Here is a 23,105-nt window from a genome sequence, read left to right on the forward strand (position 1 = left end):
GAGATATTTTAAAAAAGGATATAATATATTATGGTTTCAGTTGGTTTTGATATAATCATTTTTTGTTGTGACCGTACAAAGCAATATGAACGATAGTTAACTTGACGTTTTAATCTATGAAAGATAGTCAAGCAAAGATGAGATGTGTTTTTTGCGGTGGGGGGTAAGATATATACACCCGCTGTTTGGTTTTTGTGTAAAACGCCGATATTACTGTTGAAAACTATTTCAGATGAACATGACACAGCAAGGGTGGATGTATGGCGTTATTAAAAAAGAGCTTTCCGTTGGTATTTTTAATCGTCGTTTTAACGGTTACTTATTGGGCTGGAAAAAAGAGTGCAGAACAACCCATTTCTATGGTAGATAAAACAAGAGTATCGTATAAAGCTTCAAAGGAAAAAATGGGAAGACCACCGGCGAATGTTGTTGTTGATCTTGTAAAAGTTCAAGATTTTTATGAACAACTTAACGTTCTTGGGAGTGGAAAAGCTCTTGCAGAAGTCGATCTTACCCCTTTATCCTCAGGTGTTATTGATAAGCTTTTTGTATCTGCTGGTACAAAAGTACAAGTCGATGATGTGATTGCAAAGCTTGATTCTAAAAAAGAGGAAATAGCGGCTGCAAAAGCAAAAGTACAACGTGATAATAATGCATTAACGCTTTCGCGCATTCTTAAATTACGCGCCAGCAATACAGCAACGGAAGTCCAAGAAATTACAGCACGTTTAGAGTTGGATAACGCAAATTTAGTTTTGCGTAATGCTGAATTAGATCTCGATCGGCGAACAATTCGTGCACCGATTCCTGGAGTTGTTGGTATTTTGCCCGTTGATGTGGGGAATAACGTGACCCTTAATACCGTAATAGGGCGTATTGAGAATAGAGAACGTATTTTGGTCGATATATGGGCCCCTGAACGATATGTGTCGCGCATCTATAAAGGAGATGAGGTAACGGCAACATTAACTGCGCAGCCAGATAAATCGTTTGTTGGTCATATTTATGCGATTGATAATATTGTTGATCCAGAAAGTCGCACGCTTCATGCTCAGGTTGAAATCAATAATGAAAAAGATACGCTCATGTCTGGTATGTCCTTTTCTGTTGTATTGCAATTTCATGGTGGTTCTTTTCCTGTCGTTAATCCTCTTGCGGTTCAATGGAATAGTAAAGGGTCATTCGTTTGGCGTGTGAGAGAAGGAAAAGTAGAGTCTATTCCCGTATCAATTATTCAGCATAAAGCGGATGAGGTTTTCGTGAAAGCTCCCCTAGAAAAGGGTGATCAAGTTGTCATTCAAGGGGTGCAAATGCTTTATCCAGGAAGTAAAGTAACTATTGATGATCCAAAGTCCCATCAACAGCAATTATCAGCGGTTTATGGAACGGATATACAATGAGCCAAGAATTAAGCACAAAACAGCCTATGTCAAAGGTGGAGCAAGGTGGTCTCATTGCCTTATTTATTCGCAGACCGGTTTTTACTTTTGTTTTAAATGCTATGATCATCATTGCAGGATTTGCAGCATGGTTGAATGTTGATGTAAGAGAATTACCCGATGTTGATACTCCAGTAACAACGATTGTGACGATGTTTTCTGGTGCATCAGCAGAAACCATTGATCGTGAAGTAACAAAAATTATAGAAGATGCGGTTTCTCGTGTTTCAGGTGTTAAGACAATTTCTTCAACATCTTCTTTTGGACGCTCTCGTGTGCAAATCAATTTTAATGTCGGTGTTGATTTGAATGTAGCGGCATCTGATATTCGTGATGCTCTGTCTCGTATTGCTTATTCTTTACCAAAAAATGCAGATACCCCTCTGATCATTAAAGCAGATTCGAATGCTGCTGCTATGATGTATTTGGTTGTGACGTCACCAACAATGAGTATTGATGATTTAACAACGATTGTAAATGATCAGATTGTTGATGCAATTTCTGCTGTTGATGGTGTTGGTGATGTACAGGTTGATAGTGCTCGCACAAAGATTTTTCAGATTGATATAGATCAAGCAAAACTTGCAAGTTATGGATTAACTGTAGCAGATATTTCACGTGTTCTTGCTGATATGACAACGGATGTGCCAGTAGGATCATTACGCAATTCTAAGCAAACTTTAGTTGTCCGTGCCACTGCTCGTCTAACAACACCAGAATCTTTTGAACAAGTTGTTTTAAAGCCTCATGTGCATCTTGGTGATGTTGCGCATGTTACTTTATCGCCGGATATAGAAACGGTTATTCTTCGTGTCAATGGAAAGACGGGTATTGGATTAGGTATCGTGCGGAAAGCACAATCCAACACGCTTAATATTTCTCAAGGTGTAAGAGCCGTTGTTGATAATCTCAAAAGTATTGTTCCTTCTTCTGTACATATAGACGTTATTAATGACGATGCAATTTTTATTAAAAGTGCCCTTCATGAGGTTGAGGTTGCGTTGGTCATTGCTATTTTGAGCGTTATTTTAGTCATTTTTCTTTTTCTCAGAGATATTCGTGTAACACTGATACCTGCTTTATCTCTTCCTGTTGCCTTAATTGGTACCATTGCAGCTATTTATCTTGTGGGATTTTCATTGAATATTCTCACATTTTTAGGACTTGTTTTAGCAACAGGGCTTGTTGTGGATGATGCCATTGTTGTTCTGGAAAATATTGTTCGATGGCGCAATATGGGGTTAGGTTCCAGAGCTGCAGCGGTGTTAGGAACACGTGAAGTTTTTTTTGCTGTTGTCGCAACAACATTGACTTTAGTGGCTGTATTTGTTCCTATTTCCTTTCTTCCTGGGCAAGTTGGAGGGCTTTTTAGAGAATTCGGTTTTGTCTTGGCAATTTCTATTTTGCTTTCTTCAATTGTTGCTTTAACGCTTTGTCCCATGTTGGCTTCACGTTTTCTCAAAGAACATGTTGAGGAGAAAGAGGAAAAGTCCCATCATTATTTTACTTTTTTATATAAATTAGGTACTTTTTTTCATAAGGCATATACTTACAGTTTGCATAAGTGTTTAGAAAAACCTTGGGCTGTTGTTTTTGCTTCACTTATTTTTGGGGGTCTTTGTGTTGGAGGCTATATGAAGCTGAAACAGGAATTAACGCCAGCAGAAGACAGAGCTTTTATCTTTTTGGTTATTAATGGACCACAAGGTATTTCAACACAATATTTGAACGAACAGGTAGAGCAAATTGAAGCAAGTCTACAGCCATTACGTGATGCAGGGGAGATTGCTAACAGTTACTCTATTGCGGGTATTGGTGGTTCACCCAATACTGCTTTTTTGCTTTTATTGCTTTCATCTTGGGATGAACGTTTACGTAGTCAGCAAGAAATTGTGAAAGATGTTAATGCAAAGGTTAGACAGTTTCCCGCAGTTTTTGTGTTTGCTGCGGAGGGAAATTCTCTAGGTGTGAGAGGAACTGGGCAAGGATTACAATTTGCAATTCTTGGCAACGATTATGCAACACTACAACCCATTGCTGATAAGCTGGTGAGTGCTTTACAAGATGATCCGCGTTTTATTCGACCACGTCTTACTGTTGATGCAACACAACCGCAATTTTTTATTGAAATCAATCGAAAAAAAGCCTCCGATTTAGGGATTGATATCACCAATTTGGGCGATACATTACAAGCAATGTTGGATGGTAAAAAGATTGGTTCCATTAACGTGGATGATCATTCTTACGATGTTAAATTGATATCGCGTAAAAATTCTATGAAGAGTCCTAGTGATTTAGAAAATATTTTCTTAAAGACTAAAGACAATCGATATGTTCCTTTATCGGTTATTGCGCATTTACATGAAAAAGCTATCGCTCCCCAATTAAAACGGGAAAAACGCATGAGCGCTGTTATTTTAAGCGCAAATCTTGCTCCAGGTATCGCTTTAGGGGAAGCTTATCAAACTGTACAGAAAATTGCTTCTCCTTTGTTATCAAAAGGAATCTACGTGGTTCCCTTAGGAGAAGCTGAAACGCTTAATGAAACATCTTCCAATTTTATGATTGTTTTTGGCATTGCTTTTTTGATTATTTTATTGATTTTGGCTGCTCAGTTTGAAAGTTTTATTTCAGGATTCATTATCATGGCTACGGTCCCATTAGGGATTGGTTGTGCTGTAATTGCTATGCTATTAAGTGGTGTGAGTCTTAATATTTACAGCCAAATTGGACTAATTTTGTTAATTGGCGTTATGGCAAAAAATGGTATTCTCATTGTTGAATTTGCGGATCAATTACGAGATCAGGGAAGAAGCGTGCGTGAAGCCGTAGAAGAAGCAGCAAATATTCGACTGCGTCCAGTTTGTATGACAATGATTTGTGCCATTTTAGGAGGTATTCCTTTGGTTTTAGCCAAAGGTGCTGGCGCAGAAGCTCGTATAGCTTTAGGTTGGGTTATCGTTGGTGGCTTAGGTTTAGCAACTATTTTTACGCTGTATGTCACACCGGTTGTTTATCTTTTTTTAGGGCGGTTTATAAGACCGAAAGCAGAGGAAGATTTACGCTTAATAAAAGAACTCAATCAAGTTAAATGATGTATCTGATAGAAAAGATTTGAAAGTTTATTCTTGTAAAAATATCATTTTCGGATCTTATCCTTTTATTTTGTATATTCCTTCATTTTCATGTGAGCAGTGAAAATAGCGAGCAATAAAGGAGACGCTTTCTGCTTTGTTATGGTTTGGGCATAGATTTCATTATCAATAACCGTATAGGATAAGCTTATGGGAGATAGCTTTTCGATTCGAAATGAAAAGGCTTTTGAGGCCACATTAAAAGCTTTAAGAAACCATGCAGCAAAGGATGGGGTCTATGATATTCGTCGACATTTTGTAGAAGATGAACAGCGTTTTTCCCATTTTTCCCTCAGACTCGATGATCTTCTTTTCGATTTTTCAAAATGTGGTGTGACATTTAAAACATTGCAACTTCTAGATGATTTAGCTGTCGCAGCAGATGTGTTAGGCCGGCGTGACGCAATGTTTTCTGGTAAGGCTATTAATACAACTGAAAAACGCTCAGTTCTTCATATTGCGTTACGTTTACCTGCGGATGAAATTTTCATGTTGGATGGTCATAATCTTATTCGCGATATTCAAGACGTCCTTGAAGATATGGAAAGATTTTCTGAAAAGGTGCGTGATGGCAGCTATAAGGGAAACAGTGGCGAGAGAATAAGTGATATTGTCAATATTGGTATTGGAGGTTCTGATCTTGGTCCTGCAATGGTCACATATGCTTTAAAACCTTATCATGATGGTCCACAGTGTCATTTTGTTTCTAATGCTGACAGTGCCCATATTTCTGATACTCTCTCTATTTTGAATCCAGCAACAACGCTGTTTGTCATTGCTTCTAAAACTTTTACAACGGCTGAAACAATGGTAAATGCTCAAGTTGCACGTCAGTGGATTTGTTCACATTTAGGAGAAGAAGCCATTGGTACGCATTTTATTGCTGTTTCAAGTGCGCTTGATAAAGTAGCAGAATTTGGCATAGATTCCACAAGAGTTTTTAAATTTTGGAATTGGGTGGGAGGACGTTATTCAATTTGGTCGGCCATTGGACTTGTTGTTATGTTTGCAATAGGTGGTGGAAATTTTCGCCAATTTCTCAATGGTGCATTGCAAATGGACCAACATTTTAAAACAATGCCTTTGCATAAAAATATTCCTATTCGTTTTGCTCTTTTAGGATTCTGGCATCGTGTTATTTGTGGTTATTCATCACGTTCTATCATTCCTTATGCACAGCGTTTAATACATTTTCCAGCTTATTTACAACAGCTTGATATGGAATCAAATGGTAAGCAAGTCTCGCTGGATGGAAAACCATTAAGTTTTTCAAGTGGTCCGATTGTTTGGGGGGATTCAGGAACAAATAGTCAACATGCTTTTTTTCAGCTTCTGCATCAAGGAACAGATATTATTCCTGTAGAATTTATTTTATTTATAAAAGGGCATGAGCAAAATTTACATTCTATGTATGAGATGTTGCTAGCAAACGGTTTAGCACAATCAAAAGCATTGATGAAGGGGCGTAGTATTGAAGATGCTCGGCATATCTTGATAAAAAATGGAGTTGATGAGGGTGAAGCAGATCATTTAGCACTTCATAGGAGTTTTAAAGGAAACCGTCCCAGCATTACGCTAGTTCAAGATTTATTAACACCTTTTGCACTCGGTCGTCTTATTGCGCTTTATGAACATCGTACTTTTGTTGAAGGGATTTTAATGAATATTAATTCATTTGATCAATGGGGTGTTGAACTTGGTAAAGAATTAGCAAACGAGTTACTACCAATTCTTCGTGGCGAAAGTAAAGCGGATAATCGCGATAGTTCAACATTAGGGTTGCTAGCACATATTCAAGCAAGACGTGCAAAATAAATATGATTTTACAGTAGTTTTTGTACTAACTAAGCAAAAGTAGAATGAGAGAGAAATATGAGATAATTCTGCAATTTTACTATGCATTCTCTTATTATCTGAACTATATTTATGTAAAATAAAACAAAAAAGTGAAAAAATTGTAAAAATGAGAATTTATTCGCACAAACGATAAAGAGCTTTGAAAAGTCTTGAAGACCTTTTGAAAAATGGATTGGTACAAAACCTGCTGATAAACTACACTAGGTAAAAACATACAGAATTCACCGGCAAGCTACGATTAAAGACATTTTAATAATATCGCTTTATAAACTTTGGCGGAGAGAGAGGGATTTGAACCCCCGATAGAGTTGCCCCTATGCCGCATTTCGAGTGCGGTGCTTTCAACCACTCAGCCATCTCTCCATAATAAAGTGAAATAAAAATTGGCACTATTTGAGTATATAAGGGGTAGATAACCTTCAATTGTTTTTGGTACAACCTTTTTTTCTTTTTTATGGGACTTTATTGACAGAGAATAGAAATTCCTTCATATATACGGAACATGAGCGTGGAGAAATCTGCGCGTATTTGTGTTGAAGAAGGTTTTATCCTTCTTTAAGATCTATTACGACTGATAAAAAGCAGCCTATTTTCCCTTATTTCAAGGCAGAAATTAAATAAGAGCTGGAGTGAACGGAAGGATAAAAAATGTTCGCAGTCATTAAAACTGGTGGTAAGCAATACCGCGTTGTTGCTAATCAAGTGGTGAAAGTTGAAAAAGTTAGTGGAAATGCGGGTGATGTTGTTGAATTCAATGACATATTGATGGTTGGGCAAGAAGGTAATGCGGTTATTGGTACCCCTGTCGTTGCTGATGCATTGGTGACAGCTGAGATTGTAGAACAGGCACGTGGGCGCAAGGTTATCGCATTTAAGAAGCGCCGTCGTCAAAATTCTAAGCGCACGCGTGGTCATCGTCAAGAATTTACGAAGCTTCGTGTTTTAGAAATTTTAATGGGTGGTTCAAAACCTAAAAAAGCAGCTGCAAAGCCGATAAAAGAAGAGGCAACAGCACCAAAAGAAACAAAAGATGCTGCTTCTGTTGAGAAGACGGCTAAAAAAACGGCTGAAAAAAAGACTGCGTCGCAGAAGAAAGCGTCTGTAGCATCAAAGAGTAAGAAAGATTAAAGGAGAGCGTCTATGGCACATAAAAAAGCTGGTGGTTCCTCGCGTAATGGTCGCGATTCAGAATCGAAACGTCTGGGCGTTAAAAAATTTGGTGGTGAGACCGTTATTGCTGGAAATATTATTATTCGCCAGCGTGGTACACGTTGGCATCCTGGCAACAATGTCGGCATTGGAAAAGACCATACGCTTTTTGCATTATCAAATGGAAAGGTTTCTTTTCAACGCAAAGCGGGTGATCGTTCCTATGTTTCAGTCATTCCTATGGTGGAGGCAGCAGAGTAATCTGTAACACTCTCTAGCAATCAACGGGATTCCATTAAATTGTAGTTGTGGTTTTATAAGTATTAAAAGGGAAAGATAGAATCTCATCTTTCCCTTTTTGCTTTGGTACTATAATAAATATAGAAGATATACGAAAAAGGTAGAATTGGGGAAATGACTTTTCTCAATGAGGGGGGGAGAAGTTTGTGCGGTGTTATGTTAGTATTTAGTACTGAACGTATTGATATTATGATAGAATTTGTTGATAAATTTTTGTATAATAATAATGAGGAGAGACTTTCTTTTTATGCATGAAGAAGTGTCTAGTAATTTCTTTATAAGAGAAGCAGTTTGTTTTCAGGAAATTATGAGAAATTTAATGAAAGCATTATTTATGTAATCATTTTGATAAAGATGGATCTTTTTATTGGCATTGTAGTATTGATGAGTTGTCATACTGTTTTTAGGTGGTGGTGTGGATAGGTGATGCTATTCATTTAAAAGGATATAGGGATAAAAAATCCATAAGATGGCAGTCAAAACTACTTTGAAAGTGATGTGCATTAAGGAGTTTTTGGTAAATCGAGAGTGAAATTATATTTTTAAAGAGGACGCTGTTTAAAGATATAAAAATAACCAATCTGCAATCAGCGCTTTTCAAGAATATTTTTTCTGATTTCACTATTATTGTATTGTACATTATTTGAAAACAAACAAGCATAAGAGCTAGGGTTAAGGCAATAACTGCTTTTCATTTTTTACTTTATTCATCTTATTTGTAGAGTTTTTCTTGATTTTAGTAGTTGATGATGGTGCTTGGGTGATGTTCGTACTTTGCAAATGTGCGACGGAGGGCATTGTGTGTTTGCGATATTGATTAAAGTAAAGGAGTAGCTTAAAATATATAAATGTTATATATCAAGGATTTCGTATCATAGGATGAGCTGTACGGAATTTTAAAGATGATAAGTTGCATGGAGCAATTTATAATTATGTAATGAATTTATAAAGAGGAATAATAGGTTAAATAAACTTTGAGGAATCAGTTAAAATATTAGCTGAAGTTACAGATGATTGGGAAGGATGCTTTCTTGTAGGGAGAATAATGAAAAGTTATGTTGAATAACTTGGGATAATGAGAGCGTTTTTAAAACATAGTTTTTTAGGTGATTGGTGCTGTAAAAATCGGGGTTTTGTCTTTGTAAAGTAGAAGAGTAAGAGGCAAACTTGCTTATTGTACTTTTAAGCACTTCGCTAGATGATAATATCCAATTGTATTATCGGTTATATTGAGGTATTTAAGCACCTCACTTAACTACATTTCCTAAAATATAAAGAGAGCTGTGGTGGTATTTATAGATTGTATTTTGGGAAATGCAGCTTTGAAAAGGAATTTATCAGAGATATTGGTGTTCAAATGTGAGGCAATTTGAATTCATGATGAGATGTGAGAAAGCAGAAGCAGTGAATGTAGATTTTACCGAGAGTGAAATCTTGTCTATAAGATCTGTACAACTTGCAGCTGCTTTTGATCATAAAAATGATGCAATTTATGCTGCTGCTGAATTGCTTGTGCAGGTTGGTGCGGTTGATAAGTGTTATCTGGCAAGCATGCTCGCACGTGAAGAAACAACCAATACTTGGCTTGGAAATGGTATAGCCATTCCTCATGGTATGGCTGAAAATCGTGATTTAATTATCAAGGACGCTGTTGCTGTTATACAGGTTCCTGCTGGTGTTGAGTGGCAGGATGGCAAGAAAGCACATTTGGTTATTGCTATTGCAGCGTGTCCAGATCGTTATAGAGAAATTTGTAAAAAATTGACGTCTCTTTTATTTGATAAAAAACAGCTTGAAGTACTTGCAACAACTATGGACAAACAGCAAATTGTTACAACTTTGTTTGATCAAGATATGAAGATAGAAAAAGCTTTTATTGGTGACCTTTCGGTGTGTCAGGAATGGACGTTAGATTATCCAAGTGGTCTTCATGCACGACCAGCTTCTCTTTGGGTTGATTTTGCGAAAAAGGCTCAAAATTCTATCAGAGTTCGCCATGGTCAATATGCTGTTGAAATGAAAAATTTAGTTGGTTTATTGCAATTAGGAGCAAAAAACGGTGATGTTCTGATTTTTTCTACAGATGCTGCAGAAGGAGCACAACTTCTCAATGATGCCATTGCTATTGCAAAAAAAGTGAGTATTAGTGAAAAATGTCTGATGAGAGCAATGGAATCTCAAACAAAAGCTTTTCATGGTTGGTATCCACGCTCTATGCAAAAAGGCATTTCTGGTGTTGGAGCAAGTTCAGGATTAGCATTTGGTAAGATTTTTGTTTTAAGACAAAATGATATTTCCATAATAGACCAGCCAATTGATTTTGCAGCTGGTGCAGCATGTCTTGAAAATGCTCTTACAAAAACAAAACATAAAATGGCATCTGTGATTTCTGATATTACAGTGCGTATGGGAGCGGATTCTGCTGCGATTTTTTCTGCGCAAATGGTTTTGCTTGAAGATGAAAATTTAATAGCTCAAGCTTGTCGTTTTATAGCAGAAGGTCATGGTGTCGCTTGGTCTTGGGATAGAGCGGTTCGTCAATTTTCAGATATGTTTTTTAAGGTAGATAATCCTTTGTTAGCAGCACGTGCTGTTAATTTAGTTGATGTTGGTCGACGTGTTTTAGGTGAAATCAATCCATCCTATAGATCATTCTTTTTAAATGATATTCCACATGGTGTAATTCTGGTTACAAATGACCTTTCTCCTTCTGATGTAGCACAACTTGATTGTACAAGGGTAAAAGGATTAGCAACAGCATGGGGAGGTCCATTATCTCATACAGCTATTTTGGCGCGTACTCTTGGTATTCCAATGGTTGTTGCTGCAGGTGATGATATTTTAGCGATTCAGTCTGATATTCAGGCTATTATTGATGGCGATAACGGGTTTATTTACCTTGATCCTACGCTTGAAGACGTTGAAGATGCTCAAAGGCATATTGATACTGTTGCGCAAAAACGTGTCAGTGAAATAAGTACGTGTAGATTACCAGCGCAAACGACAGATGGTCAAAGAATCCGTATTATGGCTAATGTCAACTACGCAAATCAGGTTCCTGTTGCGCTTGATTTGGGGGCTGAAGGTATTGGACTCATGCGCACGGAATTTTTGTTTTTAGAGAATCCTCATATTCCGGATGAAGAGCTACAATTTAATATATATCGGGCGATGATTACAGCTGTAGGAGATAAGCCATTAATTATTCGTGCACTCGATATTGGTGGGGATAAACAGGTTACGCATTTACATTTATCTAAAGAAGACAATCCTTTTTTAGGTGTTCGAGGGACGCGGCTTTTGTTACGTCGACGTGATCTTTTGGTGCCTCAATTACGTGCTTTGTATCGAGCAGCAAAAGAAGGCGGAGATCTATGGATTGTGTTTCCGATGGTAATGTCTGTTTCAGAGATTGTCACTATAAAAAAGATTGCAGAAGAAATCCGCAATGATATTGATGCACCAAAATTAAAACTTGGTATTATGATCGAAGTTCCAGCAGCCGCCATTATGGCAGATGTGTTGAGCGCCCATGTTGATTTTTTCTCAATTGGAACCAATGACCTAACACAGTATACAATGGCTGTTGATCGGCAAAATCCGTACCTTGTGTCTGAAGCGGATAGCCTTGATCCAGCAGTTTTGCGTATGATTTATCAGACTATACAGGGAGCTTCACAACATAAGTGTTGGGTTAGTGTATGTGGTGGTATGGCTGGAGATCCTTTTGGTGCAATGATTTTGACAGGGTTGGGAATTAATGAGCTTTCTATGATATCTTGCGATATTTCTCCAGTAAAGGCGTGTTTGCAGACTCATAGTTTTGAAGATATGAAAATTTTAGCACAAAAAGCATTACAATGTGAAACTGCACGAGCTGTACGTGCTCTAAGCAAGGATATAAGGTGATAAAGAACATTAAGGGGAACGAGCTAGCTCATTTTGCAGAGTAATCAGATCGTTAGTGCTGTAAAACATTATTCTTTTATACGTTACAGGGAGGAGTAGCGTGTGGATAAAAACGCTTTAAGAAAGAATAAATGCCTTTTATGCATTCTCTCAAATTGCAAGGGATGTTGCAACATTAGAGGCTAAATAGCGTGATGGTACTTGGCTTGTACTTTTTATTTAAGGAAAGATGATGCTATTCAATAGATTTTATACCATTCATAGACACCGTATGAGATAGATGTGACAATCTTTTTATTCCCATTATTGTATTATACAAACCTATCCACGGAAAAAGTTTTTTCTTAAAAAGAAAGGATGTGCTTGTTATTCAACAGATATAAGCTCTTACTTTAATAAATGAATTTGTTTTTTGAACTTTGAATGTATAATTTAGGCTTGCACGTTATTTCTTTCTGGGTATAGTGCGAGACTTCTGGAGAGGTGGCCGAGTGGTTGAAGGCGCACGCCTGGAACGCGTGTATATGGGAAACCATATCGAGGGTTCGAATCCCTCTCTCTCCGCCATTAATTTAAAACGAACTTTCATATGCTTGATATGATATAGCTTAAAAAGCTCAGGATTTTTTACTGTTTGCAATTGACCAGTTTGCGCTGATCTGTGTCTGTCATTGTGTATACCTAGAGATTGCTGTTTAATTTCCATGAATTTTATAATTTCTAAGTTCCTCTCTTCTCGATCTTTAGATAACCTGATCTAGCATAAACGATCTCTTCAAATATCATTAAAGGATTTTTGCCATTATCACTAACTTCTGATAGAGTTTCAGAATTAATGGTGATCATAGTTCTATTTGCAATTCCGATTAACGGGCTAAATGCGTTTATTCACATGAGAGGTAACAAACACCTCAGCTTTTCTCACGCAATGTGCTCATTTAAAATTAATGTCATGAATATTTGTACGAAATCTTTATCTATACAATAATCAAAAAAAGGCTGACGTAATATAATAATTGAAGATCATTCATGCGGCGCTTTCTTTTATTTCTAAGCTTTGTATGTAAATAGATAGTCCGTGTACAATAAATAAAGGGGCGCAAAAACCTATAAATATACACAGGACATATAATATAGAAAATGAAAAAAATTTTTCTGCATATAAAAGCACAATAGAGAATAAAGCCGTTATGATGCGCACACTGGCATCGCCTGCCAAAATCACCTCGGCTAAATTTTCACTAGGTGTGATAGCTTGTCCAATTGTTATTCCCGATACCCTAAAATAAAATTGCCCAATACCTAATAAAAAACCCATAATATAAAGGGAATATTGAGTAAAATTTAAATATAAAACAAAAGAGATTGCGATCACTGCAAAAGCCGGTGTTCCCCATACAAAAAAACGAATTAAAGATGGAAATTTCCGTAAATAATAGGATGAGATAAGACCATTGACTACAAAACCCAGTGCTGACAAAGCAAAAATAGAATTTTGAATAGCTGTGAATTTTATATTATCTGATGTTATAGATGCAAGAACAAGTGGCAATAGAACAATAGGCCCCGTATAGAGAAAATTATTCAAAATACGATTAATCGTTAAAAAACGCAACGCAGAAACCCGCCAAAGGCACCTAAAACCAACTCCATAAGCTTTTTGATATGGCTTTTTTAATAGCTCTTTTACTCTGTTTATTTGTTGTATAGACTTTATACGAAACCATAGGCTGGCATTCAAAAGATAAATAAACACAATAAAGGCTATGGCTGTTTTGTGCCCCAAATGCGCAATTATAAAATATATAAGCAATGGGGATATAATAACAAAAAACTGACAGCAACTAGTATAAAATGCAAAAATTCCAGCTTTTTGTTTGGGAGCTGGAACCAGCTGATTCAAGGCACTATTGTTATTTGGGTTATCTGCCCCCATCAAGAGAGCAAGTAAAAAAATACAAATAAAATAAGTACCGGATTGTTCATAAATAATAAGAACGATAATAAACAAGCGCAAATAATTTGACTATAAAACCCAATTATAAAGCCTTGATAGTGCGCCAACACATTCCCCAAACATAAGCCAGCAATTCCAATTGCGATTAAATTAACAACATTTAAAGTAGCAGATGCTTCTCCCGTTGTATCTTGGAATTGTAACAAAGAAAGGCCAATAGATAATACACCACTAGCACAAAAACTCGTCAAACAACCAATCAAAATCATAAAAAAAACAGAATTACGCAATAGCCTTCCCCCTCTTAAATAGAGACTCAAGCCATTTTATGATTTTTTCCATTATCGAATATGGTTCGGTACTAAATTCCAGTTTTTCACAAAATTTTAGTTCAAATGCGTTATAGGCACTTATTTTTTGCAAGTCATCTGTCCGTATGGATTCTATACTTGGCAACGTTGCGCCCATAGATTGAGACAAATAATAGGAAATTACTTTCCAATACATATAAGTACGCTCTCTTGCCAAATAATTTTCCAAGCCATATTTCAAATGACAACCATCTAAAATATATTTCGAACAATGGTGCAAAGGATAACAAATACAAATAGCATCTGTTTCATGTACGGGACAAGAAGAAATATTAAAATTTTTATCATTTCATAATATTATAAAAACTTCAGTGAGCAGATCTTCTAAATTTAGTCTAGTCACAACAAGATTGGGTGCTAATTTTTGAGCAACATGAGACAAAGCCAATCTTACTACTAAAGTTCCAATAACCTTTAAGTCAGATTCTGGATAAGCTTTTTTAAAATTCTCCACCCATATGTCTCTGTGACATATAATAATTGGCTCATCTCGTCTGAATGAACAAGATGTAATTCTAAACCAATATTATCACAAAGTTTTGAGCTCTTGAATTCTCCGCATCCTAATCTGGTATTCCTAAATCATTATAGTAACTAAAGAGTTTTTAAGTATTCCAACTTTTATTAAACTTTGTAATAATCTATTAGAATCTCCCCTTCACTGACTTCGACAATTATTGTATCATCACTATAAGATCAAAAAATTATCTTTGAATTTTCTTACTTTTAGAAAGAAAAATGAGCAATACTCTTCCTTAACTAAAAGAAACATGCTCTCTACCTTTTTCTTTATGATTATCAAAAAATTATTCTGTTACAATTCGATTATCAATTATTAGGATAAATATTCTGCGTTTAGCCTAATAAACTGTTATGATCAATGTTTCTCTCGTTTTTAAAATCAGCGCTTTTCCTCCTAGAAATACTGGTAATTGCTGTACAATCTTTCCAAAAAAGGCACCCCTAAACATTGCTATTAACACGATCATTCTGAGAAGTTTTATACATACACACGGCATTATACGGAATGCTATGTATTTTTTAACTTGCTCAACGCACCAACATTTTCTAATGGGCAACATAAATCACGAAATTTGTGTGCTGTCACAATTCGAAAAACAATCACATATCTCCCTCTAATGATAGACAATGTCATTAGAAGAAAGCCTTAATGATATCGGTAGAATAAATTAACCAGAAAAAATTGCAGCGCAGATAGAACAAATTTTATTTTATACCTTGTAACTCTCTATAAATTTTAATCCTTTTTGTTAAAGGTTCTTATGCAATTTTTTCTACTTGTTTGCAACAAAAGATTAATAGCTAAATTCACCTATGTCATCATAGTTCTTTTTTTGGTAAAATAGGTCAGCTTCAATTTCGACATATAAATACTTTAACTCTTTAATATATTCTCTTCAGATGCTTTAGATTAACAACACACCAAAACCAAAATATTTATTTTACTTAAGTTATTGAATATTATTTAAGAAGTAGGAAAATAAAGTGATGCAAGAGTTAAAAAAATTATTTAAAAGTTCAAATCCATCTACATTTTAGAGCCATCACGCATGGTAATAACAGTTGTCATTAGGTATACTAAATATGCTTGATAGCTTTTCTGCTTCATGCTTGTAGGGAGTTCCAGATAGAGATAATACCAGAATCCATCCGTGAATGCTTGATAATAAAGCTGTAAACAAAATTATTTTCTTGTTGTTTAACCGGTTAAGCTTGATCCATTTTTTTCCTAAAGAATAACGTTCTATTTTGTGCTGTAAAATGCGGTTTCTGAAAAGTTTTTACGTTGGTTTGGGGTAGGGGCCGTAAACTTCAGAGCCTTATTTTCCGCAGAATCTAGGGGCGTAGAAGTAGGAGTAAAAGAATAAAATCCTATATGAGAAAGAATCCATTAAAGAGCGAGCAGTTACCTATCTCCAATATCTCCAATAGTGAGATTTTCTGTAGCAATTGCATATATGCATCCTACATCTGCTGCAATTGATTTGTGCCTTGTATTGGCAGGTAGATGTATAATATCTCCTGGTGTACAGGTTATACGTTTTTCGCTATAGAAAAAATCTAACCCTCCTTCTATAATTAAGAGAGTTTCATCGACCTGGTGAATATGCCAATCGTGTATTTTTTTTGGAAAGTCTCTTTGTACCTCTATTGATCCTTGCTCTGGAAGCATCATTTTGAATATATCATAGATATTTTTATTTAATTTAATTTTAGAAAATTTAGTCATTATCGTGCTCCATTATATGATATGGGCAAGGTGGGGATTCAATATTATTATCTTGCAAGAAATATTGCGTCCATTCTCTATTTTGGGGTTCGCCATATTTTCCTAAAAAAGGAGATTTTGTTATGATATCAAAAGGTTCAAGTCTTTTTGTTACAGCGGAGAATGCATTTTTTGCTTTTTGTTCTGTATCCAGCAGATCAGGAAAAACCCACCTAGGCTGGAAAGTTAACATAAATATAGAACTTACTTAATTCTGTTTATATAAGACGGGGTATTGCAAACTATAAACATGGGCTCGCCATGAAAGCAGAACTCCCATAGAGGATTATCCATATTTTTTGGTATATGCTTAGGCCATTCTTGGTCATCAAGAGTTCGCAAATCTTTAAGTATAGACCAGAATTTTTCTCTATAAACTTTGATACTTTGTACGAGGGCAGGCTTCTCGAATGCAACAAAAGATGTGTTCTTCAAAAATTTTTATAGTTATCGAAATAAGTTATCAGGTCTTCCATCATATTTTTTGCGGTCAACTTATTGTAGAACCCAAATCTAAGCATATTTTTTGAGTATCCATTTACACCGAATAGGCAGGAAAAGGTCTAATTGTGTTATTCATGGTTGCATCGAATTCTTTAAAAACGACCTGCTTCCATTTTTCATATTTATCTATATTTTCAATTATTTGCGCTGCTGAATCCATGTTTTCCTCCCAATTGTTGTATTTTATAAGAAATTGCTACGAATGATTCTCTCCAAAGCTGATAATTCATCATCACTGTGTCCCCAAATTGCTATAATAGCTGGGCAGGTATTTAAATCGATGGTTAGGGGTAGGGGCTCGTTTTCTTTAAAAAAGAGCATAAAATGAACCACATTTTCCCAAGAATGAAGCTTTTGCTGCCATACGTTAACATCTTTTATAATATGACCGTCGATCTCGTTGATAAGAAAGATAATACGCCCTTTTTTCTTAAAGCGACTTGGTGTTTGCGAAAACACGCCTGCAATAAGGTTAACGGAGCTTTCAAGTAAATCATCTTCATAGCAATGCGCGAATAAAGTGGGTGCAATTCCTCCGTGGAGGCGGGCTCCTACTTCGATCATCACTGGACCACGAGCTGTTTGCATGATTTCCATATGCGCGGGCCCATATTCAATCCCCAGCGCGCGAATGCATTGTTTTGCATAAGAGATAAGAGGGGCATAAGAGGGATCTTGAGCATCAAGTACATCAAGAGATTCATAAACAAAGGCACTTTCATTATGAATACCTTTTTTATACCGCGATAAAGCACATATCTTTATAGCCTCTCCATTTACAACGGCGTCGACGATGTATTCCTCTCCCTCCAATCTTTCTTGGAGTAAATAAGTCTCGTTAGGTGCACCAAAAATATTTTTTTGCGTCCAGTCGATTCTAGAGGACCATGCCGCCACTTCTTCACAGCTGGAGAAAAACAAAACGCCATCGCTTCCAGCAGAATCATTCGGCTTTACCACATAGCCGCTGGGACTTTCAAAACCATCGAGAGTACAATTGTCTTTTGTAAGAATTTTTGATCGGATGTAAGATAAACCATTTTCACAAAGGCGCTTTTGCATTGCTGCCTTTTTTCGTCGCCAATCGGTGGTTGAGGGATTGTTCCCAAGGCAACCATAATAAGCCGCCAATTGATCTGCACAATAAATACTTACCTCGGCGCCTGCCACCACGGCCTCTATCGCGCCGATAGGAAAGCGTGTCTTTATCTCATCTACATTATGAAGTTTCGCTTCTGCCATGCCCTCTCCCTGATAAGAAAGCATATAGTGTGAAAAAGGAGCTTGTTGAGAGACAACACCATAACAAGTATAGCCTAATTTTTGCAAAGCAGGGGCATAGAGGGCACCCGTGGAGAAAGGGTCGACAATAAGAATAGGTTTTCTCATACTTTGTTCCGCTGCAATAAAAGGAAAAGAATATAAATAAAGATTATTAGCCCTATAAGGGGGAGAAGATAAACAGCTGCTTGAGGACCCATAAGGGCAGAGCTTGTAAGAAGACCAAGGATAACATAACCTGCCGATTGGGAGAGAGTATAAAGCATGCCGCTATAGCTTCCCACCAGCTCTGCTTGAGCCTCTGTTTTAGTCGCTTCAATCGTATGTTTGCGGGCATTAATTCGCATGGTATTCATTGAAAAGCCAATAAAAAAGCAAAAGACCACAGCCAAATAGGGCGATTGTGTGGTGCTAAAAATAAGATCAGCCACGCTCAACATAAGGGCTGGGAGAATAAATTCAAAGCGAGGGATTTTGATAAAAGCAGCCAAAAAAGCGCCCATGCCCGCGACCGCACTGCAAAGCCCATAATATTCAGAGCCAAAATTTTTCACACTCTGAAAAAGAATGGTTGCCAGTGTATTATAAGCGCAAATATGAAAGCCAATAAGTCCTATGCAGACGCATAAAAGTTTAAGCTCACGGGAGAGTCCATCCGCTTGCGGTGTAGGTGCTGTCTTCTTATCGGTTGCAGGTGCTGTGGTATCTGTAGCCTTATATTCATCGCAAAAGATGATATATCCGGCTATAAGGCTTATAATGATGTCAAACACACAAAGTGCCACAATCAAACCATTATAGCCAATTTCAGCCGCTACCCCTCTTGGGCTGGTTGCTTCTAAGAGATAACCACTCAATGCTGCTCCCAAAAAGGCGCCAATTTGCACCACTGTTTGCATAATGCGGGAAGCCTTTTGGGCGCTAATATAACCACTAAGCGCTAGTTTAGTATTATAAGTCTCGAGTGTGCTTAAGGTAATCAAAGAGAGATAGCCGATAGAGATAGAGACAGCGATAAAACCAAAGGGGGAATCAGCATAATGGAAAAGTGCAATCAATAAAAGAAGGCTATAGATAATGATCCGCCTTTTGTATAAATCGACCAACCGCAGTGAGGCTTTAATGCGCACAAGTCCGCTTTTTTTCAAAAAATAGGGCATAAGGGTGCCCAAAGCCATGGTTACGCCCAAGAAAACCGATGAGGATGTTATGCGATAAGCATTCCAAAGATTACTTAAAAATAAAACCATATCAGAGAGATAGAGCAGGACAACAAGCCCATAAAACCGAAACATCAGTTGTTTGTGCACATCATCCCCCCATTTCGGAATCTCTTAAAAACACGCAGCATTATAAATCAGTACACATGTTTACAAGCTATGGGCATATAAATGTATTACTGGACATGTCAAGTTTTTTGATCGGGAAAAATTGAACGCTGATGTTTATGGTAGTGATAGCTTATTTTCAGGAGAATGAGTAGGGTAGAGGCTGGTATTTTTACTGCAGGTGGCTTGCCAATAAGGAACTATGTCCTAGAGATATATTTTGCGCTTTCAAGTTGATTTTGTTTACACTCAAGGTTGAGGTTTTGTTATTGACCGTTGTTAGATGTTGTTGTGACAACAAAATTCGTTATCTATCAGAAACATTTATGGCATTAGCGCTAAGGTATGCGGTTGTATTAAAGTCTTTACATGGTAGTCTTTTTCATAGAAAGGTATTATTGGTTCAGTTTTAGGAGGCTTTGTTACGGTTGATTTTGATGTTGTTGTTTGAAGGCTTATTATAATAATTCTTAATTTCAGTTTATGAATATATTGAAAATATAGTGAAACATTTGATTTAAACGCTTTTGCAAGACATATTTCAATATCTCAGCGATGTTTTCTGAGAATTGCTCTGCTGCTTTTTAACGGAATCGGATATCAAATGCTTATGGCGTGGGCAGCGGTTTGAGAAAAGATAGAATTGATTTCATTAGCTTCCTATGGAGCGCAATCTAGTAGCAGCTCTTAAGGGACAATAATATACTGAGATCGAACTCATTTCTATACACTTACACGACGTTATAGGAGTAATCCTCAGAAACTCTACTAGAATTCGTTAAGAAATGGTAGGGTATGTAGTGTGAGCAAAAAATATATTTTTTTACAAATGCTTAAGCTCATTTTAAGTTGTCTAAAATATAATCTTATCTTAAAACTAAGTCTATATACCGCCATTTATCATAAAGTTAATAAGTTATACAAATACGGGAGTATTGTGTTTTTCTGTTTAGAGACGAGTAAAAAAACATCTTATTAAACATTAAGAGATTTTAGACATAAAACAATTTAACTTATGGAGAGTATATAGACAAAATGTATCTTGATAAAAAAGTTTATAATTCTATGTGGTCTTCAAAGAAATTTTCCGGTTCTTTTATTGTCTTATGCGGGTTTGATGGGAGTGGTAAGACAACACAAACAAAAGAAATTGCTCGCCATTACTCAACAGAAAAACATATAATAAAAACTTTTCAACCCAGTTATTGGTATAGAAATAATCCAGAAATTAGAGATTACTTAGATAATGGAAAAGCAATTGATCCGTTACTTTTAGCACTTTTAGCAGCGACAGATAGACGCAAACATACGCTTGAAATTATTTAACCTTCCTTAACGTCATCGCAAAATTTATTAATTAGCGATCGATATGTTTATTCTAGTCTTGCTTATTTTTATGCTCGAGAGCTTTCTGTTGAAAGTGTAGTTAAATTAAATCAATCTATTCCAAGACCTCATATTACATTTTATCTTCATTTACCGCCCACTACTATACTGGAGCGGTTGCAGAAAAGGGATGGTTTAAACTTAAAATACGAAGAAAAACTCTCTTTTATTGAAAAAGTTTACAAAGTATACAAAGTTTTATCAGAAATAGATGAGCGGTTTATAACAATTGATGGAACTGCTTCTGTTTCTTTAATTCATCATCAAATACGACATCATATAGATAAGGTTTGTTTTTGATTATGAATAAAATCATTTATTAATCAATTTATCCACGATAGATCCTCCTTTATGTATTCGTACTCTAAATCTGAAACTTTAGAGATATGATTGCAATAATTTAACTGCTCAGGAAAAATATCACGTTATATATTTTAATTGGAAAATTAACTGTAATGGGTTTGTTTTAAAAGATTTAGAGAAGGGGAGTAGAAAAGTTATCAATATTTATCGTGAGAATAATAGTATGTTTATTCTTTTAGAGACGAAGTGTGGTGATAGAATAACGACATGGAGGGATATACTCGAGCATATTTTAGTGCACGGAATAATAAGGACAATGATGTGTGTGAAGCTTCCATACCGTAAATTGTTCCACATATGTATATAAGGTGTAGCTTCTGAATAAAATGCACATAAAATATCAATTTTATTGTATTTTTGTGCATAAATGTTTTGTTTTCATAGAAGAATTAATCATACCACAGCACAAAGATTTTAAAAGTCTCACAAAAGGAATTTTGCTTTCTTAAATTTAATGATCTAAAATGAAAATTGTAAGAATGCATGTTTTTAAACAGGATGTATCATGCATATCGACGGGTATTTATTTTAGAGGATAATTTATGTTCACTTCAAATTTGAAGGAACGCATTGCTTTATTTGAAAATAGAACTTTTCTCTATTTTACTTTGAGCGGCTTATTTGCTACATTTGGAAGTGGACTAAATTATATTACATTGTCATGGCTCGCTTACAATCAGACGGGCTCAATCCGTGGTGTAGCGTTGATGATGCTTTTTCTTTGGACGCCTGGCATTATTTTTGCGCCTATTTTTGGCATATTGGCAGATAAATATAATCGTAAAACGCAGATTATTATTTCAAATCTTGTGAGAGGTTTGGTAATTGTTGGCTGGGTAATGCTTTGGCATTTTGGTATAGAAATTGAATTGATGGTCTTATCTGCTCTTTTGGGTATTTTTATCCCTTTTTATATGCCATCAGCTATTTCTTTAATTCAAAGTATTGTGCTGAAAGAACAGCTCATTAATGCAAATGCGACCATCGATATGGTTTATGAACTTGGCACTATCGTAGGTATGGGCTTAAGTGGATTGATACTGTCCTATGCAGGAACAAAAGGAACTCTTCTAATAGGTGGTATATTCTTTATCATTGCTGGTTTATTTAATTTTGCAATGAAGGTACCTAAAAACCGAAGATTTAAAAATCGAAACCAGCAAAATTGGTGGGAAAATTATACAGCAGCCCTTCATTATTTTAAACAGAATCCGGCTCTTTTTGTACCTTATATAAGCCAGATGATTATTATGACTCTTTTGATGACTATTCCTGTTATTGTCGTTCCTTATATACAAGAGGTTTTACATGCGGATAGCAGGACCTTTGCAATATTTGAGGTGCTTTATTCTATGGGCGTATTGACAGGTGCGTTTTTTTCACCACTTCTTTGTAAAGTTTTATCCATAAAGAAAACATTAGCCATTTTATTAGCTTTTATGGCTATTGGTCTCGCTATTCTATCTGTTAATACACACAATTTTGTTGCTTTTCCTGTTTACTTTATGATTGGATTTGGACTTTCAAGTTGGGCTCTTTCGATTTCTTTATCACAACTCTCTTGTGATCCTGAATACCAAGGAAGATTGCAGGCAAGTTTTAATGCTATCTCTGGATGCTTGATCCTCGCAGTCTATCTCATTATGGCACGCGATAACAGTAGCATATCACCTCAATCGATATATTTTTTTCAAAGCATTTTTGCGCTTGTTGGAATATTCATAGTGCTGTTTTATAAACATGAAAAACAATAAATTACATTTATAAGTGTGGTAATACCGCTATTTTATAAACATTGACGCTACAGCATATTTCATATTTTGCTTTTAAAGGAGAG

The 23,105-nt window shown here is 36.1% G+C and carries 15 protein-coding genes, 2 tRNA genes and 1 pseudogene; 9 read left to right on the forward strand and 9 right to left on the reverse strand.

Annotated features, from left to right (window positions below):
- Nucleotides 1-260 precede the first annotated feature (260 nt).
- From ACFIKH_RS01805 to pgi, 3 genes are all read left to right on the forward strand, one after another.
- Nucleotides 261-1,400 carry an efflux RND transporter periplasmic adaptor subunit gene (locus ACFIKH_RS01805; protein ID WP_375670837.1) on the forward strand — a complete coding sequence of 380 codons (1,140 nt, stop codon included), beginning with the start codon at nucleotides 261-263 and terminating at the stop codon, nucleotides 1,398-1,400.
- On the forward strand, nucleotides 1,397-4,534 hold the full coding sequence (locus ACFIKH_RS01810; protein WP_375670839.1) for an efflux RND transporter permease subunit: 3,138 nt from the start codon (nucleotides 1,397-1,399) through the stop codon (nucleotides 4,532-4,534). The genes ACFIKH_RS01805 and ACFIKH_RS01810 overlap by 4 nt, the downstream gene beginning before the upstream one ends.
- Before the next feature lie 189 nt (nucleotides 4,535-4,723).
- Nucleotides 4,724-6,388, forward strand: a complete 1,665-nt coding sequence (pgi, locus tag ACFIKH_RS01815) for a glucose-6-phosphate isomerase (RefSeq protein ID WP_375670841.1) — start codon at nucleotides 4,724-4,726, stop codon at nucleotides 6,386-6,388.
- A 315-nt stretch (nucleotides 6,389-6,703) separates the two neighbouring features.
- Here the strand turns inward: pgi and ACFIKH_RS01820 are convergent.
- Nucleotides 6,704-6,793 (reverse strand) — tRNA-Ser (locus ACFIKH_RS01820).
- A gap of 285 nt (nucleotides 6,794-7,078) precedes the next feature.
- Between ACFIKH_RS01820 and rplU the strand changes: the two genes are divergently transcribed.
- From rplU to ACFIKH_RS01840, 4 genes are all read left to right on the forward strand, one after another.
- The gene (rplU, locus tag ACFIKH_RS01825; RefSeq protein WP_273787452.1) at nucleotides 7,079-7,558 is read left to right on the forward strand and encodes a 50S ribosomal protein L21; all 480 of its coding nucleotides are present in this window, start codon (nucleotides 7,079-7,081) and stop codon (nucleotides 7,556-7,558) included.
- A 12-nt stretch (nucleotides 7,559-7,570) separates the two neighbouring features.
- Nucleotides 7,571-7,840: a 50S ribosomal protein L27 gene (gene rpmA, locus ACFIKH_RS01830; protein WP_273787451.1), complete on the forward strand. Its 270-nt coding sequence runs from the start codon at nucleotides 7,571-7,573 to the stop codon at nucleotides 7,838-7,840.
- Nucleotides 7,841-9,256: 1,416 nt separating this feature from the next.
- A complete protein-coding gene (gene ptsP, locus ACFIKH_RS01835; protein ID WP_375651628.1) occupies nucleotides 9,257-11,788 on the forward strand; it encodes a phosphoenolpyruvate--protein phosphotransferase in 2,532 nt (843 codons plus the stop codon).
- A gap of 477 nt (nucleotides 11,789-12,265) precedes the next feature.
- Nucleotides 12,266-12,355: transfer RNA gene (locus ACFIKH_RS01840), tRNA-Ser, on the forward strand.
- Between the two features lie 460 nt (nucleotides 12,356-12,815).
- On the opposite strand, the gene ACFIKH_RS01845 is transcribed toward ACFIKH_RS01840, so the two are convergent.
- The 8 genes from ACFIKH_RS01845 to ACFIKH_RS01880 all read right to left on the reverse strand — a co-directional run bounded on the left by ACFIKH_RS01845 (nucleotide 12,816) and on the right by ACFIKH_RS01880 (nucleotide 19,486).
- Nucleotides 12,816-13,805 carry an MFS transporter gene (locus ACFIKH_RS01845; protein ID WP_375670843.1) on the reverse strand — a complete coding sequence of 330 codons (990 nt, stop codon included), beginning with the start codon at nucleotides 13,803-13,805 and terminating at the stop codon, nucleotides 12,816-12,818.
- Nucleotides 13,724-14,035, reverse strand: coding sequence for a hypothetical protein (locus tag ACFIKH_RS01850; RefSeq protein WP_375670845.1), 312 nt, complete (start codon nucleotides 14,033-14,035; stop codon nucleotides 13,724-13,726). Before ACFIKH_RS01850 ends, ACFIKH_RS01845 begins: the two co-directional genes overlap by 82 nt.
- A gap of 2,008 nt (nucleotides 14,036-16,043) precedes the next feature.
- Nucleotides 16,044-16,367, reverse strand: coding sequence for a cupin domain-containing protein (locus ACFIKH_RS01855; RefSeq protein ID WP_375651626.1), 324 nt, complete (start codon nucleotides 16,365-16,367; stop codon nucleotides 16,044-16,046).
- Complete coding sequence (locus ACFIKH_RS01860) at nucleotides 16,360-16,599, reverse strand: YqcI/YcgG family protein (protein ID WP_375651625.1); 240 nt, start codon at nucleotides 16,597-16,599, stop codon at nucleotides 16,360-16,362. Before ACFIKH_RS01860 ends, ACFIKH_RS01855 begins: the two co-directional genes overlap by 8 nt.
- 11 nt (nucleotides 16,600-16,610) lie before the next feature.
- Entirely contained in the window at nucleotides 16,611-16,841 is a 231-nt protein-coding gene (locus ACFIKH_RS01865) for a YqcI/YcgG family protein (RefSeq protein WP_375627400.1), read from the reverse strand.
- A gap of 103 nt (nucleotides 16,842-16,944) precedes the next feature.
- A complete protein-coding gene (locus ACFIKH_RS01870; RefSeq protein WP_375627401.1) occupies nucleotides 16,945-17,070 on the reverse strand; it encodes a hypothetical protein in 126 nt (41 codons plus the stop codon).
- 23 nt (nucleotides 17,071-17,093) lie between these two features.
- A complete protein-coding gene (locus tag ACFIKH_RS01875) occupies nucleotides 17,094-18,299 on the reverse strand; it encodes an ATP-grasp domain-containing protein (protein ID WP_375648676.1) in 1,206 nt (401 codons plus the stop codon).
- Nucleotides 18,296-19,486 (reverse strand): MFS transporter, encoded by a 1,191-nt coding sequence (locus ACFIKH_RS01880; RefSeq protein ID WP_375670865.1) that lies wholly within the window; start codon nucleotides 19,484-19,486, stop codon nucleotides 18,296-18,298. The genes ACFIKH_RS01875 and ACFIKH_RS01880 overlap by 4 nt, the downstream gene beginning before the upstream one ends.
- Nucleotides 19,487-20,584: 1,098 nt before the next feature.
- On the opposite strand from ACFIKH_RS01880, the pseudogene tmk reads away from it, so the two are divergent.
- Nucleotides 20,585-21,205, forward strand: a pseudogene (gene tmk / locus ACFIKH_RS01885) (dTMP kinase).
- 605 nt (nucleotides 21,206-21,810) lie between these two features.
- The gene (locus tag ACFIKH_RS01890; RefSeq protein ID WP_375670847.1) at nucleotides 21,811-23,022 is read left to right on the forward strand and encodes an MFS transporter; all 1,212 of its coding nucleotides are present in this window, start codon (nucleotides 21,811-21,813) and stop codon (nucleotides 23,020-23,022) included.
- Nucleotides 23,023-23,105: the final 83 nt, after the last annotated feature.

This window comes from Bartonella sp. SD1336NMGDW, assembly GCF_042193565.1.
GTDB lineage: Bacteria > Pseudomonadota > Alphaproteobacteria > Rhizobiales > Rhizobiaceae > Bartonella > Bartonella grahamii.

Coding starts and splice junctions, on each gene's coding strand:
- ACFIKH_RS01805 (WP_375670837.1), top strand. CDS start 261: ATGGCGTTATTAAAAAAGAGCTTTCCGTTGGTATTTTTAATCGTCGTT.
- ACFIKH_RS01810 (WP_375670839.1), top strand. CDS start 1,397: ATGAGCCAAGAATTAAGCACAAAACAGCCTATGTCAAAGGTGGAGCAA.
- pgi (WP_375670841.1), top strand. CDS start 4,724: ATGGGAGATAGCTTTTCGATTCGAAATGAAAAGGCTTTTGAGGCCACA.
- rplU (WP_273787452.1), top strand. CDS start 7,079: ATGTTCGCAGTCATTAAAACTGGTGGTAAGCAATACCGCGTTGTTGCT.
- rpmA (WP_273787451.1), top strand. CDS start 7,571: ATGGCACATAAAAAAGCTGGTGGTTCCTCGCGTAATGGTCGCGATTCA.
- ptsP (WP_375651628.1), top strand. CDS start 9,257: ATGATGAGATGTGAGAAAGCAGAAGCAGTGAATGTAGATTTTACCGAG.
- ACFIKH_RS01855 (WP_375651626.1), bottom strand. CDS start 16,367: ATGACTAAATTTTCTAAAATTAAATTAAATAAAAATATCTATGATATA.
- ACFIKH_RS01860 (WP_375651625.1), bottom strand. CDS start 16,599: ATGTTAACTTTCCAGCCTAGGTGGGTTTTTCCTGATCTGCTGGATACA.
- ACFIKH_RS01870 (WP_375627401.1), bottom strand. CDS start 17,070: ATGGATTCAGCAGCGCAAATAATTGAAAATATAGATAAATATGAAAAA.
- ACFIKH_RS01875 (WP_375648676.1), bottom strand. CDS start 18,299: ATGAGAAAACCTATTCTTATTGTCGACCCTTTCTCCACGGGTGCCCTC.
- ACFIKH_RS01880 (WP_375670865.1), bottom strand. CDS start 19,486: ATGTTTCGGTTTTATGGGCTTGTTGTCCTGCTCTATCTCTCTGATATG.
- ACFIKH_RS01890 (WP_375670847.1), top strand. CDS start 21,811: ATGTTCACTTCAAATTTGAAGGAACGCATTGCTTTATTTGAAAATAGA.